Raw genomic sequence first — 15,953 nt, forward strand, 5'->3', positions numbered from 1 at the left:
ACTTATAAAATAGCTATTGCTTTATAAAACCCATCACCATCTGCTTTTCCCGCAAATGCTGCAAAAAAGCAATGGTATCTTCCTGTAACTTATTATTTACCACCATATTCAACTGCGGCGCATAAGCCAGTATATCCGTTAACGTTATACCCGCCAGCAGCTGCTCCGTTACAAAAGCCAGCCACGGCGATAACTCCGTGAAATGAATGTCCCCGGAGTCAGGCATCCGATATACCAGCACAAAATAAGCGCCCACCTGATTCAATAACCGCCTGCGTCCCACCTCCCGGTGCACCGGATATTTGAAATGCAATAACCGGTATTCCTGGTTAAAAGCAATTGGATCCGACAACCAATCGCCCCCGGGAACATAAGCCGGTGGCGCCTGATCTTCCATATTATACAATTCCATCTCCGCCCACTCAAAACTCAATAAATCGTACAGATATGGAATATCATATTGCTCATCCCAACTGTTTTCGACCGCACAGGTATAAAAATCCAACGGCAGCTTCCATACCTGGTAAGCTGTACAAGCATGGGTACTGAAAAATTTATACACCATACGCTCCCACTTTTTTCGGGGCAAATTTGCAAACGCAATCGGGTAACCGGTTTCCAGCGCATCGCACACCACATTGTACACCAGCCGCCGGTAATGCGCCATCGCCGCAGGTTTTACCCCCGGAACAGGTACCTGCCTACCCGTACGGATAAAGCGGGAAAAATCCTGCTGGATGCGATAAGTATCAGCCGACAGTTTCATAATGCTTATGCCAATGTTGTTGACAAATATTTTTCAATCGTTGTAATTCCCCGTTCAACTCTCCCATCTGCGGAATGTTGTAATCTCTCTCCAGCAGCACCGGCACAGGATGTAAGCGCTGCACCGTCCATTCAAACAACTCAAATACCGGGTCAATAATCGGCTGCCCGTGCGTATCAATTATCAAATCCGGCGCCACCTGCTCATGCCCCGCCATGTGGATGTACGCTACTTTATCCAGCGGCAGCTGACTGATAAACTCCCGGGCGTTATACCCGTGATTAAAGGCATTTACATAGATGTTATTTACATCCAGCAACAATTGACATCCGCTGGCCTTTACTATCTCCCTGATAAAATCCACTTCACTCATTTCCGCCGCCACAGGCGTGTAATACGACACGATCTCCATCACCAGCGGGCGTTGCAGAAAATCCTGTACCTGCATAATACGCTCTGCAATGTGTGCCACCGCATCCTTGCGAAATGGTATCGGCAACAAATCATACATATGCGCATTATCGCATTTGGAATAACTCAGGTGCTCAGAATATAACTGCACACGATATTCGTTTAAAAACGACTTTACATAACGGAGAAAATCCAGGTCAAGTGGCTCAGGACTCCCTATAGATAAGGAAAGTCCATGGCATAACACCGGGTATTTTTCCACCGCTTTATGCAATTGCTTTTTCCAGTAACCACCGATATTCATCCAGTTTTCCGGTGCAAACTCAATAAAATCCGGCCGGATCTGATCGCCGTTGAGCAGCTCGGCAGCAAAGTCTCTCCTAAATCCGATGCCCACCATAAGGTATGCTTTTAAGTGAGTAAAAAGGAGGCTGTATCTGCATGGATACAACCTCCCGATGGATTAATTGCCAGTACTGGTGGAATCCTTTCCTTTCTTAGCTTTGTCTTTTGTTTTACCTTTTTCTTTGCTACCTTTTTTACCTCCACATTTTCCCTCTCCGCATTTACCTTCCCCACATTTCCCTTCCTTGGATTTCATGGTAGAATCTTTGGTAGCACCACAAGCCAACTCAATAGCGTTAACATGGCTGGAAGCACCTGTGAGCGCGGTTCTTACAGCAGCACCATTGCCCATATCGGAATAGTTAACAGGGTTAGCATTCGCAAATGCAGTAAGTCCCATAATAGCACCTGCCACAAGAGAACCACTAAAAAGTACTTTTTTGCTGATTTTTTTGTTTTCCATGATCGGAGGATTTAAAGATGAATTACAGATGTGAAATATATACGTTTAGGTATCCTAACAATAAATACAAACAATCATCCAGGCACCATTAAGCGCCTAATTAATTTTTCGGGAGATAAGACTTTCCCATTCAGCCTTTACCTGCGGGTCAAGGGTAAAATCTTCGTGCTGCTGCATTTTTGCCGCAGCCTCCGCTATCTGCCTGCTTTGCTTCAGGAACCTGCGGCAATACTTACAGTAAAGTAAGTGTACCCGCAAACCCATGTGCCTCCAAAAGGGCAGCTTTTGCTGCAGACTTCTTTCGGCAAGTAAAGTAGCCTCTTCACAACAGGGTATCCAGCCTTGCTTGTGTGTATCCATTACTTCAGCCAGTTTTTATCAAGGCAGCTGCGAAGGTGCAGCTTAGCCCTGTGCATAAGCACCCAGTAGTTAGACGCTGTTATTGATAATTCCTTACAAATTTCTTTGCTATTTTTTTCCTGGAGGTATTTAAGGTTAACCACTGCCTGTCCCATACCGTTTAACTTGTGGATACATTCCTGCAGCACCCGTAAAAACTCTGTCTGCTCGCCCGGCGCCTGCCAGCTGTCCGGCCATTGCTGTGGTGCGGCATCCTTACGCCAATGTCCTTTTTCGTCAAAAAAACTGTCGCCATCATCCAGGCTTACCAGGGTTCCCACCTTTCCCTGCCGGCGGTAATGATCAATGATCTTGTTTTTCAGAATGGCCATCAACCAGTTACGCTCGCTGCTCTGGCCCTTGAACTGGGCTGCCGACTGTAAAGCCGATAAAAAAGTATCCTGTACCAGGTCCTGTGCTAGTATTTTATCGCTGACCCTTGTCATCGCAAAGCGGAAAAAATCATCCGCATACCGCTTTACCCAATTTTTCGGAGATAAAGAATCATTCGCCTTTTCTTCATTCATATGTAACGCTGTTCCCGGCATATTTAGCTGTTTTATGGAGATCCTGCCGTAGATAGCTTACGGAAATTTAAAGGTTTTAGTTTGCACCCCCCTGCAAAAAAATGTTAATAATCATATTTATACTATTTTTGGTCGACAGTAACCCGGAATTTTAGCGATAGTTAATCCGGAGAATGAGATATAACGTACATCCATATACTATACCTTACGGGTAGTTTCAGGTGAATTGCTAAAACTAATTTATCAGGCCATGAACAATCAAACGCCTCCTGTAACTTCCACCTTCTTTGTTGCACTGGTGAAGGATTACCTGCGCGGACTCAAAACAAAAGCGGAAGTTTTTTCAGACATAGCCCCTGTTCTGCCCGCCACCACCCTGGCAGACGAAGAGGTGACGCAGGTAGTGATCGAAGCTGCCCGCACGGTGAATGAAGATTTCTATGAGCAGGTGATCACGGAAATGACACATGCAGCCGATACCACTCCCACACGGGCCGGCATGGTGCACCAACTCAAGGCCCTGCTTCACCAGGAAATTTCCCGGAAGGACTTTATCGAATGGGCTACCTGGCACAATGAACCCGGCACCGACAGCGGCGCAGGTTTCTTTGATGATGTTGCGGTAGACTACTTTTGCACCCAGCTGCTGCCTAAATCAGGCCAGGAGCTTACACCCGAACAACTGGAAAAAGCGCTCGCCATTTTCAGTAATCAACAACATCAGTCTTTGAAAGATAAAGTAGCGCTCGTTTTACTTACCGAACAGGAGCAGCAGCGTTTTCTCTTTTATCTGGGCGACTACATACAAGGCCACACCTCTCCGGAACAACTGGATGTATACCTCCTGAACAGGTTTGGGATGGATCACCACAGCTTTCCTTATATGCCTGCCCTGATCACCATCATGCACAATCCCGCCAAACTGCCCGCCCTGTTGCAGGTAGCTAAGAATGGCGCTTTACAGGAATAAGGATATCTGCCGTACGCACATCCCTTGGTTCAGCCGTAATGATGGTGGTGGTACTGGTAGATACTACCGTCCCATCGCTGTAAAGCAGCTCTGCTGCCAGTGGCATAGCCAGCGGTGAGGCCTCCATGTCGCGCAGTTGTTGCCGGTAGGGCTCAGGTATATGAATATATCCGCCAAATAGTTCGTGCAGCTTAGCCGGCAGCCAGGTATGGGCGCTTACCAGCACAGCAGTGCCGCTGCTGTCGGCCAGCATACTGGCATCAAAGGCATACTCCTCACATAAAATACCGGCAATTTCTGCTGTTTGCCCCGTTTTATGCAGCCTTTCCAGGTAATCCGTTTCGCCCGGATATACGGGACTTACGGCTTCCAGGTCCAGTTTTCCCTTTTCCCCGCTCCCAACGCCGTTAATGGCGGTCATACTTAACCGCGACGCATGTACGAAATCAGCAAAGTACTGATAGCGTGCTCCATTCGTGCTGTTGTCAATCAACACACCTACGTATGGCTGCTCGCTGCTGTATAGCACTGTGACGTCCTGCTTGCTGCTGTCGCCCGCTTTCACGGCTATTATCTGCTGGTAAATAGCAATATCAAAGGGATATGTGGAGTCCACCTGCGCACTTTCCTCCCCGGCAATCACCAGCTGTGACGTGGTTTTACCGGTGTTGGTAAAAGGTCGCTCGTAGGGGCCGTCGTCCAGCTGGAAAGTATCGCTGCTGTTTTCCGTAAGATGGCGGAAGCTGGCTTTTACTTTCTTAAAAAGCGTTTGCTGGGCATGGGTTTGCACCACCACAAGGGTACATACGAGTAACAGGATCACCCGTTTCATAGGCATAGGAATTATACCCGGGCAATTTACATTAAAATTTTTTACAATAAAACAGTTTAACTGACCATCAGGCTACAGCCGCGGAGCGCGGAGTTATCGAGTCGCCCCAGCACTTCAAACTGGCCATCATCGTGGATTTTGCCGATATCCTCCGTAGCAATGAAGGCACAGGAGTAAATATTGGCGAGGTCGATTACGTTAATAACACCGGCGCCTTTTCCAGCGCGGAGGTCAAAAGGATCATTTTCATCCCGGAGCAGTATTTTCATCCAGGGTGGGGTCATAAACAGGCCGTTACCTTTGGAATAGGCCTGGGATAAGAGTTCGGTCATGCCGTACTCTGCATGTATCACGTTAACGCCCAATCGTTCTTTCAGGTATTGGTGTACTTCCTGGCGGGTCCATTCTTCCCGGCGGCCTTTCATCCCGCCGGTTTCCATCACGATGGTATGGTCCAGCTGCAGCTCATATTTCTCAGCAAAATCCAGCAGGCCAAAGGTTACTCCGATCAGCAGCACTTTTTGTTGGCGTGCATGCAGGCTTTGGAGTGCCTGGTATAGCTTGTCATGTTCATAGAGATAAAAACCACTCTCGGGTTTACCGCTGCGTTCAATCATCTCCTGCACCATGCGCACCAGCGAGGAGTGTTGCCGCTCCAGGTACGACGGCAGTAACCCCACAATCACATAATCTTCTACCGGCCCGTAAAACATTTCAAAAGCGGTCATAAAGCTCTCCGTGTACACATTACTGTACTTCACCAGGTGCTTACTATTGATGGTTTGTGTGGTACCGCTGCTTTCAAAAATCAGCTCCGGCTCAAAATCACCACATACCACCCGGTGTGTTTTAAAGAATTGTATCGGCAGATAAGGGATATTCAGGATGCTGTTCACCTGTTCCGGACGCACGTGTATGGCGTCCGTATAGGCGCGATAGATAGCATTGGTCCGGTACTGGAAATGAAAAAGCTCCAGCGCCGTAGCTTCCAGGCCTTCCGGCGTTAAAGAAAATATCTGATCCGTTGATACTCCACTCATCTGATTGTTGCTTTAAAACAGCACAAAGGTAGGGAGAAGAATAAATTTACCCGCAGTAAGTAACAATTGGATTAAAAAAACGTTACTACATCAGTACCCGAACATCCCTGATATATTTGTATATTACTTAAATTAATGTAGGTTTGTTTTATGAAGAAATTCCTGTTTTTATTCCTGGTCGTAGCCCTGGCAGCCTCCTGTGGCAAGGATTCCTATGGACCCGTACCCATTTTATCATTCGAAGGGTATTCCGTGCCTTCCATAGACTCCAACACCACCACTTTTGAAGCTATTTTCCGGGTTAAAGACGGTGACGGCGATATTGACTCCTCTATTTTTTATACTATTCATTACTATATTCCTTCTACGCTGGAGGAACAGGCCAATGCCCGAATGCCCAATATCGGTCAGAATACCGGCAAAAGCGTAAATGCACAGGTAAAAGTGACGCTGGAAGCAATTGATTTTGTACGCTGGGTAGAACATACCGGCACAAGGCCCGACAGTTTATGGATGGAAGTTTTTGTACAGGACAGGGCTGGTCATATCAGTGATACCATTCAAACCACTAAAATTCCTATTTACAAGCGGCAGTAAGCTGTTGCTGTAAATTTATAAGATACCGGAACGCCGCTCCACAGCGGCGTTTTTTTATGCCCTGCCGAAAAAATATTCCTGCCGCCTCCCTGCGGCGTCTATTTTATCCTTAAATTACCACCTTGTACACCATATATTTCCGAGATGAATAAAATAGATGAACTACAGACCAGGATAGCCGAAGCCATGTTAGGCGGCGGTGAAGTAAGAATTGCTTCCCAGCATAAAAAAGGTAAGCTGACTGCCCGGGAAAGGCTGCAGCTGCTGATGGACGAAGGTTCCTTCGAAGAGCTGGACATGCTGGTGACCAACCGCAACAAGGGTATCACCACTGAACAGGAACAATTTCCCGGCGATGGCGTGGTGACCGGTTATGGCACCATCAACGGCCGCCTGGTATATGTATTTTCACAGGATTTTACCGTGTACGGAGGTAGCTTGTCCGAACCACATGCGCGCAAGATCTGCAAAGTGATGGACCTTGCCATGGAAAACGGTGCCCCTGTAATTGGCCTCAACGACAGTGGCGGCGCACGTATCCAGGAAGGAGTGGTAAGTTTGGGAGGCTATGCCGACATCTTTTACCGCAACACCCGGGCTTCCGGTGTGATTCCGCAGATCAGCGCTATCATGGGACCTTGTGCCGGCGGTGCGGTGTATTCTCCCGCTATTACTGACTTCATCCTCATGGTGGAACAAACCTCCTATATGTTTGTGACCGGCCCTAACGTGGTGAAAACAGTAACCCATGAGGAAGTTACGTCCGAAGAGCTGGGCGGTGCACAAACCCACGCTACCAAAAGCGGCGTTACCCATTTCGCCTGTGCCAATGAGGTGGAATGCATCCAGAACATCCGCACACTGCTGAGTTATATCCCGCAAAACTGCGAAGAAACAGCGCCCGTATACCCTTACACGTTAGGTAATGAGGTTAGGGAGAAGTTAAATACGCTGATCCCGGCCAACCCGAACCAGCCTTATGACATGAAGGAGGTAATAGCCGAATTAACGGATGCCGAAAGTTTCTTTGAGGTGCATAAGGACTTTGCTGAAAACATTATTGTAGGCTTTGCCCGCATTGCAGGCCGCAGTATTGGCATTGTAGCCAATCAGCCGGCACACCTGGCAGGCGTACTCGATATCCACGCTTCCGTAAAAGGAGCCAGGTTCACCCGCTTCTGCGATGCGTTTAATGTGCCGCTGCTGGTACTGGTAGACGTACCGGGCTTTTTGCCGGGCACCGACCAGGAATGGAACGGTATCATCACCAACGGCGCCAAACTGCTGTTTGCGCTCAGCGAAGCTACCGTGCCCAAACTGACCGTTACCACCCGCAAAGCCTATGGCGGTGCTTATTGTGTAATGAACTCCAAACATATCGGGGCCGACCTCAACTTCGCTTTCCCACAGGCAGAAATTGCTGTAATGGGCGCAAAAGGAGCAGTAGAAATCATTTATAAGAAAGAAATTGATGCCGCACCCGATCCGGAAGCGCGCATGAATGAACTCGTTAGTGAGTACACCGAAAGGTACGCCAACCCTTACCTGGCGGCCGAAAAGGGCTATATCGACGAGGTGGTGGAACCTTCACAAACCAGAGTGAAGCTCATCAAAGGATTTAAAATGCTTGAAAATAAAGTGGTAAACATGCCCAGAAAAAAACACGGCAATATACCTTTGTAGTATAGTCCGCGTTTCAGGAAGGCCGAAGGCCTTCCTGAAACGCGGAGTTGAAGTCCCGCCTTCTGCGGGACTTCAACTCCGCTAAAAAACAACTACAGGCATGGCGCAAAAGCTGCTCAACTTCTTCGTATATACCTCTGTTTACATTACTACATGTGCACTGGTAATGATCTGGCAAACCAATTACCTGCTGGACCTCCATTACCTGCAAACCGACTACTACCTCTTCGTTTTATTCTCCACCATCTGCAGCTATAACTTCCACTGGTACCTGACTCCCGACTCCCCCGACACCCATTCCGAAAGGGTCCGCTGGGGCGGCAGAAACAGATGGCTCATGATGACGCTCTGCATGCTGGCAGGCCTTGGAGCCGCCTGGTACTTCTGGCAGCTCAAAGCCCATTGGCTCGAAATTGCAGGCGCCGTGTTCCTCACCTTCCTCTACTCCGCCCCTAAAGTGCCGCATAAATCATTGCGGTGGTTAAGTAAAATAGCTATCGGGAAGACGCTATTTCTCACGTTCGTATGGACCTACGTTACCACTCTGCTGCCCGCACTGATTGCGGACAACACACCGTTGGCGCCTACCATCCTGTTTACGCTGCATCGCTTCGCACTCATTTATGCCATCTGCATATTATTCGACCGCCGGGATATTGAGGAAGATAGACAGGCAGGCATACGGAGCCTGATCACGCACCTGCCCAACGCACAACTCCGGAAGGTATACTACGGATCCCTGCTGCTGGCACTGATCACCGCCCTGGGACTATACCCCTACACGGATTTCGTTGGGGTGGTCACGTTACTGATAGCTGTGGCAGCAACTGCACTCATCACCCGCAAGGCCTGGCAGGATAATTCCGATTACCTCTATTATGTGGTACTGGATGGCTTCATGATGCTGTCGGCACTACTGCATTTAGGATACGTCTGCTTTTTCTCAAAATAATTTACATTTGTCCGATCACAAATCTGGAAACTTATGGCTAAGAAACAGAAATCAATACTGACAAAGGAATCCCTCGCATTCCTGAAAGATTACCTTAACAACCCTTCTCCAACCGGATTTGAAAAGGAAGGACAGAAATTATGGCTTAAATATATCACGCCTTACATCGACGAGCATATCGTGGATCCCTATGGTTCCGTAGTAGGTGTCATTAATCCAAAGGCACCATTCAAGGTAGTAATTGAAGCACATGCCGATGAGATTTCCTGGTTCGTCAACTACATCTCCCCGGAGGGCCTTATTTATGTAATCCGTAATGGTGGCTCCGATCAGGCAATTGCTCCTTCTAAAAGAGTAAATATCCATACCGAAAAAGGCATTGTAAAAGCCGTATTCGGCTGGCCGGCCATCCATACCCGCCTGCGTGGTGCCGACGGTAAAGAGCCGCAGCCTAAGGTAGACAACATCTTCCTGGATTGTGGTGCACGCTCCCGCAAGGAAGTAGAAGACCTGGGCATCCATGTTGGCTGCGTATGTACGTTCGAAGATGGCTTCGAAGAACTGAACTACGACTACTTTATTTGTCGCGCCATCGATAACCGTATCGGCGGTTTCATGATCGCTGAAGTAGCGCGACTGCTCAAAGAAAAGAAAGAGGAGCTGCCTTTCGGTTTGTACATCGTAAACGCTGTACAGGAAGAAGTAGGTTTGCGCGGTGCGGAAATGATTGCCAAACGCATTAAAGCCGATGTAGCCATTATTACCGACGTTACCCACGATACCACCACCCCGATGATCAACAAAAACATCGAAGGGGAAATCAAGTGCGGCGCGGGTCCGAGCATTACCTATGGCCCGGCTGTGCACAACATCCTGCGCGACCTGATTATCAAAACCGCGAAGAAAAACGATATCCCTTACCAGCTGCATGCAGTGAGCCGCAGCACCGGTACTGATACCGACGCTTTCGCTTATTCCAACGATGGTACCCCATCTGCCCTCATCAGCTTACCACTGCGCTATATGCACACGACCGTAGAAATGGTGAAGAAAGATGATATTGAAAATACAATTCAGCTGATTTATCAGACGTTGTTGAATATTACGCCTAAAACGAATTTCAACTACCTGAAAGCATAGTTTTACCGCAGCTTTTTTCCGCCACAGGGTAGAAAAAGCTGCGGGGAGAGCGGCGAACATCGTCGCCGCTCTCCCCGCAGGTAAATAACATGAGCTATCGCTATAAGAAATATTCCACTCCTAATTGATACCCCTTCATCCCTAATCCACATATACTCCCCACACACTTAGGTGCAATCATGGATTTATGCCGGAACTCTTCACGTGCATGGATATTACTGATATGAATTTCCAGTACCGGTGTTTTAATCGCCGCTATCGCATCCCGGATGGCTACCGAGGTATGTGTATAACCACCGGCATTGAGCAAAATACCATCTGCTGAAAAACCCACAGCGTGCAGCTGGTCAATGATGCCCCCTTCTGAATTAGTTTGATAATAGCTAAAATTCACCTGGGGATAAAGCTTTTTCAGTCGCGTCAGGTAATCCTCGAACGACTCGCTGCCATAAATATCCGGTTCTCTTTTACCAAGCAGATTCAGATTAGGTCCGTTTATAATTGCGATCTCCATAATGTAGTAAGGTATGTAAATGCACGAAGATAGTTATTCGCCTTTACTTTTACTATCCGTACCCCAACGGTAGGTTTGAATGTCGATTCCTGCCAGGTCCAGCACACGATCCACCACAGTGGCAGCCACTTCCTCAATGGTGGCTGGAAGGCTGTAAAATGAAGGTGTGGCAGGACAAATAATACCTCCGGCGAGTGTCACCGTTTCCATATTTTTTATGTGCATAAGGTTATAGGGCGTTTCCCGAACCACGCAGATCAGGCGACGCCTTTCTTTCAGTATTACATCGGTAGCACGGGTAATCAGGTCGTTGGAAATGCCTGTGGCGATGCGGCCCAGCGTGCCCATAGAGCAGGGAATGATGATCATGGTGTTGAACCTGCCGGAGCCGGAGGCAAAAGGTGCGTGAAAGTCCTGCTGGGTATAACATTTAAAAGGTATATCCTGGTACTCCGTGTTATTGAGTTCCGTTTGCCATACTGTTTTGGCGTTTTCCGTGAGTACCACTGCCACTTCATCCAGCTGCTCCTTACAGGCGGCCAGCTTGTTGAGCAGCTGCCGCGCATATATGGAGCCGCTGGCTCCTGTAACAGCTACAACTATACGATGTTTCATGGGGCAAAGCTAGTAAAGTTTCGGGATTCCACCGGCCCCTTCGGTGCCGGCGCTTTCGGGATAAAAAAAGTCCTGCCGATAAACCAGCAGGACCTCAACTATCTAAAAGGAATATACTTACGCGGCGTGGCTAACGATGTCTTCCATACGGATACCATTATGGCTTTCATCATAGATGCATTTGCCGTTACGGATCAGTAATATCTGCGGAGACTCATGAGGTACGTTGTACATTGACTCAATAGCGTTGGAAATAGATCTGTAGGTGATCAGATCCAGGTAGTAAAACGTTATACCCTGAGGCGCTTCTGAGCGTTCCAGCCTGGATTTGGCCATAGAACTGATAGAGCAGCGGGTGCTGTGCTTGAAAATGACAATCGTCTGATCAGCAGAGGCAGCATCAATTTCCTGCAGTTGTTCCTCGTTGGTTAACAGTTTCCAATTCATTTGATTAGCAGTGCTTTATTTGTTCTGTGCTGGGCGGAACCGGAGCCATCCCCATTCCCCTCATCGGGCAACCCAGTTTCTGGTGCGTAGCACAGGATGTTAAGAAAGCTGCAAAGATAAAAAACAGAGCGGTGCAGCCCAAAATTCTGTAGTAAGATTTCATGATGGGAGTTTTAATAAGTTATAACGAAATTTCACAGGAAATATGATAAGACCTCTTTTTTAATCGTCGTTTGTAACGTTATTTTGCAAAGATAAAAAATATATTACAAAAAACAACACTATATATCCGGTAGTGGCCTGAACGACGCTATGACAAAAGTACATTTTATTGCGATTGGAGGAAGTGTGATGCACCAGCTGGCAATAGCCCTGAAAATCAAAGGCTATGCCGTTAGCGGTAGTGATGACGAGATCTATGAACCTGCCCTCACTAACCTCCGCCAGGCCGGTATACTGCCTGCTTCCTTCGGCTGGGATGCTACCCGCATCACACCGGATATAGACGCGGTGATCCTCGGCATGCACGCCCGGGAAGATAACCCGGAACTAATCCGCGCCCGTGAACTTAACCTGAAAATTTACTCCTTCCCTGAATACATCTACCAGGAAAGTAAAAATAAAACCCGTGTAGCCGTAGGCGGTAGTCATGGTAAAACCACTACCACCGCCATGATTATGCATGTGTTACAGCATAGCCATAAAAAATTCGACTACCTCGTAGGCGCCAAACTGGAAGGTTTCAGCCAGTCGGTTAATATTACCGATGCGCCCATCATCGTGTGCGAAGCAGATGAATACCCAGCCTCCGTCATCGAGAAAAGACCGAAATTCCATTTCCTGCACCCGCAGATTGCCGTGCTCACGGGCATCGCCTGGGATCATATCAACGTGTTCCCTACATATGAAATCTACAAAGAGCAGTTTGCTATCTTCATACGCCAGATGGAACCCGGGGCAGTGCTGATCTATAACAGCAGCGATACGGAACTTTCAGACCTGGTAGCTGCCGAAGGCCGCCACCTTAAACTGGTGCCTTATACCACGCCTATTCACATGATCCGCGAAGGCGTTACCCGCGTGTTTTTCGATGAAGGCTACGCCGACCTGGAAGTATTCGGTGGCCATAACCTGCTCAATATGCACGCAGCCAAGCTGGTATGCAATGAGCTGGGCCTCACCGATGAAGAATTCCTGGCAGGCATCGCCAGCTTTAAAGGAGCAGCCAAACGTTTGGAACTGGTGGCAAAAAATGAGCGCAGCGCTATTTACCGCGACTTCGCCCATGCCCCGTCCAAAGTAAAAGCCACTATGGAAGCCGTAAGGCAGCAATACCCTGACCGCCAGCTGATTGCGGTGCTGGAACTGCATACCTATAGTAGCCTGAATGCCGATTTCTTAACCCAGTACGAAGGGGCTATGGCTCCGGCGGACATTGCCGGTGTATTCTACAGCAAGCATGCCCTGGAAATCAAGCGCATGCCCGATCTCGATCCTGAACTGGTTAGGACACGCTTTGGCAGAAAAGATCTGCATATCTTTACCGACAGGCCCGCTTTCGAAGCGTTCCTGAATGCCCAGCAGTACAACAATACCAATCTGCTCCTGATGAGCTCCGGTACCTATGATGGTATTGACTTTAACGGACTGGCCCGACTGCTGGAAAAATAACATCTTACAATATTTAAAAAACATATAATGTCTTCCTTGCTCCTCAAGAGGCCACTGGCCGTAATAGATCTGGAAACTACCGGTACAAACGTGGCCACGGATCGTATCATTGAAATTGCTATCATTAAAGTATTTCCTGATAAAACTATACAGACTAAAGTAAAACGCATTCATCCCGGAATGCCTATTCCGGCAGGATCTACAGCAATTCATGGCATTAAGGATGAGGATGTGAAAGACTGCCCTACTTTTAAACAGGCTGCGCATGAACTCAAACAGTTTATGGACAACTGCGACCTGGCGGGCTACAACTCCAACCGCTTCGATATTCCTTTACTCGTAGAAGAGTTCCTCCGTGCGGAAATCGAGTTTGATATCAATAAGCGTAAATTCGTGGATGTACAGCGTATTTTCCACCTCATGGAAAAACGTACCCTGGCAGCAGCCTATAAGTTTTATTGCGATAAAACCCTGGAAAATGCCCATAGCGCCGAAGCGGATGCACTGGCTACCTACGAGATCCTGGAAGCGCAGCTGACCCGCTACGAGCAGTTACAATCTGATATCGACTCCCTGGCCACCTTCACTAAAGAAGAGGACTACGTGGACTTTGCCCGCAGAATTGTGATGCAGGGAGGACAGGAAGTTTTCAACTTCGGTAAATACAAAGGCAGGGCGGTAAGAGAAGTACTGAAGGCCGAGCCACAGTACTACGACTGGATGATGAAAGCCGATTTCCCGCTGAACACAAAGCAGAAATTGTCCGAGATCTACTATAATATGATGTTAAAAAAAATGTAATCTTTTTTTAGAACATTCTATCTTGCGGCCGAATTGAACTATTTTCGCAGTCCAAAAAACATTATCTGCTGAGTTGGAAAAGCTTGTCATAATACCTACGTACAATGAAAAGGATAACATCCAGAACATCATTGACGCTGTATTTTCCTTACAGCAGGATTTTCATATCCTGATTGTTGATGATGGCTCCCCGGATGGTACCGGCGCCATTGTAAAATCGTTGCAAACCAAGCATCCCGGCGAACTTTTCATTGAAGAGCGCTCCGGCAAACTAGGTCTTGGCACGGCTTATATCCATGGCTTCAAATGGGCTCTGGCCAAGGGTTACCGCTATATTTTCGAAATGGATGCGGATTTTTCCCATAACCCCAAAGACCTGGTACGCCTCTACGATGCCTGCGCCAAAGGCGGTGCAGATGTTGCAGTAGGCTCCCGCTATGTCAGTGGCGGTAAAACTGAAAACTGGCCCTGGGACCGGGCAGTGCTGTCCAAAGGAGCTTCCATTTATGTAGGCCTCATCACCTGGATGCCTGTTAAAGATCCTACCGCAGGTTTTGTATGCTATACCAGCGCTGTGCTGGAAGCCATCAACCTCGACCAGATACAGTTTGTGGGCTATGCCTTCCAGATAGAAATGAAATTCACCGCCTGGAAACTGGGCTTTAAAATCGCTGAAGTGCCTATTACTTTCAAGGATCGCAAAGAAGGATACTCCAAAATGAGTAAGGGCATTATTAAAGAAGGCGTACTGGGTGTACTGAAAATCCAGTGGCAAAGCCTCTTCCGCAAGTACAAGAAAAGAGTAAGTAACTAGATAGCACCGGTGTAATGGCTTCCCCGCCATTGCACCGGACTGCAAACCCGCCACCGGCGGACCAACATGAAAAAAGCATTTCTCGAACTCCATCTTTCGGTATTCCTCGCAGGGTTCACCGGTATTTTAGGTAAACTCATTACCCTCAACGAAGGAATGCTTGTATGGTATCGCCTTCTGATCACCTGCATCAGCATGTATTTCCTGTTTCGCTACCAGGGCGCCCTTAAAAGGCTGTCATGGAAAGATATTATACCTATCGGCAGCACAGGGGTGATCGTAGCCTTACACTGGCTCTTTTTCTATGGTAGCATTAAATACGCCAACGTATCCATAGGCGTGGTGTGTTTTTCGTTAACAAGCCTGTTTACCGCCATCTTCGATCCGCTGATCAACCGCCGCCGCTTTGATACGGTGGAAATGCTGCTCAGCATGCTCACCCTGGCCGGCATACTACTCATCTTCCACTTCGATACACAATACCGCACCGGTATTATTCTGGGGATTATTTCCGCCATGTTTGCCGCGTTGTTTACGGTATTCAACAAACGCCTCATTAAGCGATTTGATACCAAAACCATCACCTTCTACGAACTTACTACCGGCCTGGCCGTGCTGAGTATATTCGCACCGTTATACCTGCACCTGTTTCCGGTAGCCAGCCTGCTGCCATCCACCATGGACTGGCTGTACCTGCTCATCCTCTCCTGGGCATGCACCATCTGTATGTACCTCCTGAGCATGAGCGCACTCAAAAAGATTTCTCCATTCACTGTAAATCTCTGCTTCAACCTGGAGCCGGTTTACAGCATCATACTGGCCTTCGCTATTTTTCATGAGAACAAATATCTCAACGCGGCATTTTACGGAGGGCTGGCCTGCATCATATTGTCCGTGGTATTGCAAATGGTAAGAGTAAGCCGCCATCCGGAAAGCTTGTCCACAGCGCATTAAAATAAAAAGCCT

19 protein-coding genes are annotated in these 15,953 nt (G+C 48.0%); 9 read left to right on the plus strand and 10 right to left on the minus strand.

The genetic code is table 11. The features are described from left to right. Window positions 1-13: 13 nt before the first annotated feature. The 5 genes from BUB18_RS12330 to BUB18_RS12350 all read right to left on the minus strand — a co-directional run bounded on the left by BUB18_RS12330 (window position 14) and on the right by BUB18_RS12350 (window position 2,932). Window positions 14-766 (minus strand): HvfC/BufC N-terminal domain-containing protein, encoded by a 753-nt coding sequence (locus BUB18_RS12330; protein WP_073081140.1) that lies wholly within the window; start codon window positions 764-766, stop codon window positions 14-16. Next, window positions 750-1,577, minus strand: a complete 828-nt coding sequence (locus BUB18_RS12335) for an HvfB family MNIO-type RiPP peptide maturase (protein ID WP_073081141.1) — start codon at window positions 1,575-1,577, stop codon at window positions 750-752. Before BUB18_RS12335 ends, BUB18_RS12330 begins: the two co-directional genes overlap by 17 nt. 63 nt (window positions 1,578-1,640) lie before the next feature. Further along, window positions 1,641-1,985 carry an HvfA family oxazolone/thioamide-modified RiPP metallophore gene (locus BUB18_RS12340; RefSeq protein WP_073081142.1) on the minus strand — a complete coding sequence of 115 codons (345 nt, stop codon included), beginning with the start codon at window positions 1,983-1,985 and terminating at the stop codon, window positions 1,641-1,643. Between the two features lie 96 nt (window positions 1,986-2,081). Continuing rightward, window positions 2,082-2,345 (minus strand): hypothetical protein, encoded by a 264-nt coding sequence (locus BUB18_RS12345; protein WP_073081144.1) that lies wholly within the window; start codon window positions 2,343-2,345, stop codon window positions 2,082-2,084. Continuing rightward, window positions 2,345-2,932, minus strand: coding sequence for a sigma-70 family RNA polymerase sigma factor (locus BUB18_RS12350; protein ID WP_083549846.1), 588 nt, complete (start codon window positions 2,930-2,932; stop codon window positions 2,345-2,347). Before BUB18_RS12350 ends, BUB18_RS12345 begins: the two co-directional genes overlap by 1 nt. Before the next feature lie 229 nt (window positions 2,933-3,161). Here BUB18_RS12350 and BUB18_RS12355 point away from each other — a divergent pair, with 229 nt between their 5' ends. After that, window positions 3,162-3,881: a hypothetical protein gene (locus BUB18_RS12355; protein ID WP_073081145.1), complete on the plus strand. Its 720-nt coding sequence runs from the start codon at window positions 3,162-3,164 to the stop codon at window positions 3,879-3,881. Here BUB18_RS12355 and BUB18_RS12360 read toward each other — a convergent pair. Further along, window positions 3,856-4,713: a hypothetical protein gene (locus BUB18_RS12360; RefSeq protein WP_143159924.1), complete on the minus strand. Its 858-nt coding sequence runs from the start codon at window positions 4,711-4,713 to the stop codon at window positions 3,856-3,858. The two genes, BUB18_RS12355 and BUB18_RS12360, sit on opposite strands and share 26 nt — an antisense overlap. A 56-nt stretch (window positions 4,714-4,769) precedes the next feature. Then, on the minus strand, window positions 4,770-5,753 hold the full coding sequence (locus tag BUB18_RS12365) for a LuxE/PaaK family acyltransferase (protein ID WP_073081148.1): 984 nt from the start codon (window positions 5,751-5,753) through the stop codon (window positions 4,770-4,772). Between the two features lie 150 nt (window positions 5,754-5,903). Here BUB18_RS12365 and BUB18_RS12370 point away from each other — a divergent pair, with 150 nt between their 5' ends. The 4 genes from BUB18_RS12370 (at window position 5,904) to BUB18_RS12385 (ending at window position 10,125) form a co-directional block, all read left to right on the plus strand. Continuing rightward, window positions 5,904-6,350: a hypothetical protein gene (locus BUB18_RS12370; RefSeq protein ID WP_073081149.1), complete on the plus strand. Its 447-nt coding sequence runs from the start codon at window positions 5,904-5,906 to the stop codon at window positions 6,348-6,350. 144 nt (window positions 6,351-6,494) lie between these two features. Next, complete coding sequence (locus tag BUB18_RS12375; RefSeq protein ID WP_073081151.1) at window positions 6,495-8,033, plus strand: acyl-CoA carboxylase subunit beta; 1,539 nt, start codon at window positions 6,495-6,497, stop codon at window positions 8,031-8,033. Window positions 8,034-8,133: 100 nt separating this feature from the next. Further along, a complete protein-coding gene (locus BUB18_RS12380) occupies window positions 8,134-8,985 on the plus strand; it encodes a UbiA family prenyltransferase (RefSeq protein ID WP_073081152.1) in 852 nt (283 codons plus the stop codon). Between the two features lie 33 nt (window positions 8,986-9,018). After that, complete coding sequence (locus tag BUB18_RS12385) at window positions 9,019-10,125, plus strand: M42 family metallopeptidase (RefSeq protein WP_073081153.1); 1,107 nt, start codon at window positions 9,019-9,021, stop codon at window positions 10,123-10,125. Between the two features lie 100 nt (window positions 10,126-10,225). Here BUB18_RS12385 and aroQ read toward each other — a convergent pair whose 3' ends face one another. The 3 genes from aroQ to ytxJ all read right to left on the minus strand — a co-directional run bounded on the left by aroQ (window position 10,226) and on the right by ytxJ (window position 11,701). Continuing rightward, a complete protein-coding gene (gene aroQ / locus BUB18_RS12390; protein WP_073081155.1) occupies window positions 10,226-10,639 on the minus strand; it encodes a type II 3-dehydroquinate dehydratase in 414 nt (137 codons plus the stop codon). A 33-nt stretch (window positions 10,640-10,672) separates the two neighbouring features. Next, window positions 10,673-11,254, minus strand: coding sequence for a UbiX family flavin prenyltransferase (locus tag BUB18_RS12395; protein ID WP_073081156.1), 582 nt, complete (start codon window positions 11,252-11,254; stop codon window positions 10,673-10,675). A gap of 117 nt (window positions 11,255-11,371) precedes the next feature. Further along, the gene (gene ytxJ, locus BUB18_RS12400) at window positions 11,372-11,701 is read right to left on the minus strand and encodes a bacillithiol system redox-active protein YtxJ (protein ID WP_073081158.1); all 330 of its coding nucleotides are present in this window, start codon (window positions 11,699-11,701) and stop codon (window positions 11,372-11,374) included. 312 nt (window positions 11,702-12,013) lie between these two features. Here ytxJ and BUB18_RS12405 point away from each other — a divergent pair, with 312 nt between their 5' ends. The 4 genes from BUB18_RS12405 to BUB18_RS12420 all read left to right on the plus strand — a co-directional run bounded on the left by BUB18_RS12405 (window position 12,014) and on the right by BUB18_RS12420 (window position 15,941). Further along, window positions 12,014-13,372: a UDP-N-acetylmuramate--L-alanine ligase gene (locus BUB18_RS12405; protein ID WP_073081159.1), complete on the plus strand. Its 1,359-nt coding sequence runs from the start codon at window positions 12,014-12,016 to the stop codon at window positions 13,370-13,372. 27 nt (window positions 13,373-13,399) lie between these two features. Continuing rightward, window positions 13,400-14,173: a 3'-5' exonuclease gene (locus BUB18_RS12410; RefSeq protein WP_073081161.1), complete on the plus strand. Its 774-nt coding sequence runs from the start codon at window positions 13,400-13,402 to the stop codon at window positions 14,171-14,173. Window positions 14,174-14,246: 73 nt separating this feature from the next. Beyond that, the gene (locus BUB18_RS12415) at window positions 14,247-14,987 is read left to right on the plus strand and encodes a polyprenol monophosphomannose synthase (protein ID WP_073081162.1); all 741 of its coding nucleotides are present in this window, start codon (window positions 14,247-14,249) and stop codon (window positions 14,985-14,987) included. 66 nt (window positions 14,988-15,053) lie between these two features. Then, the gene (locus BUB18_RS12420; protein WP_073081164.1) at window positions 15,054-15,941 is read left to right on the plus strand and encodes a DMT family transporter; all 888 of its coding nucleotides are present in this window, start codon (window positions 15,054-15,056) and stop codon (window positions 15,939-15,941) included. Window positions 15,942-15,953: the final 12 nt, after the last annotated feature.

Source organism: Chitinophaga jiangningensis, assembly GCF_900142605.1.
GTDB lineage: Bacteria > Bacteroidota > Bacteroidia > Chitinophagales > Chitinophagaceae > Chitinophaga > Chitinophaga jiangningensis.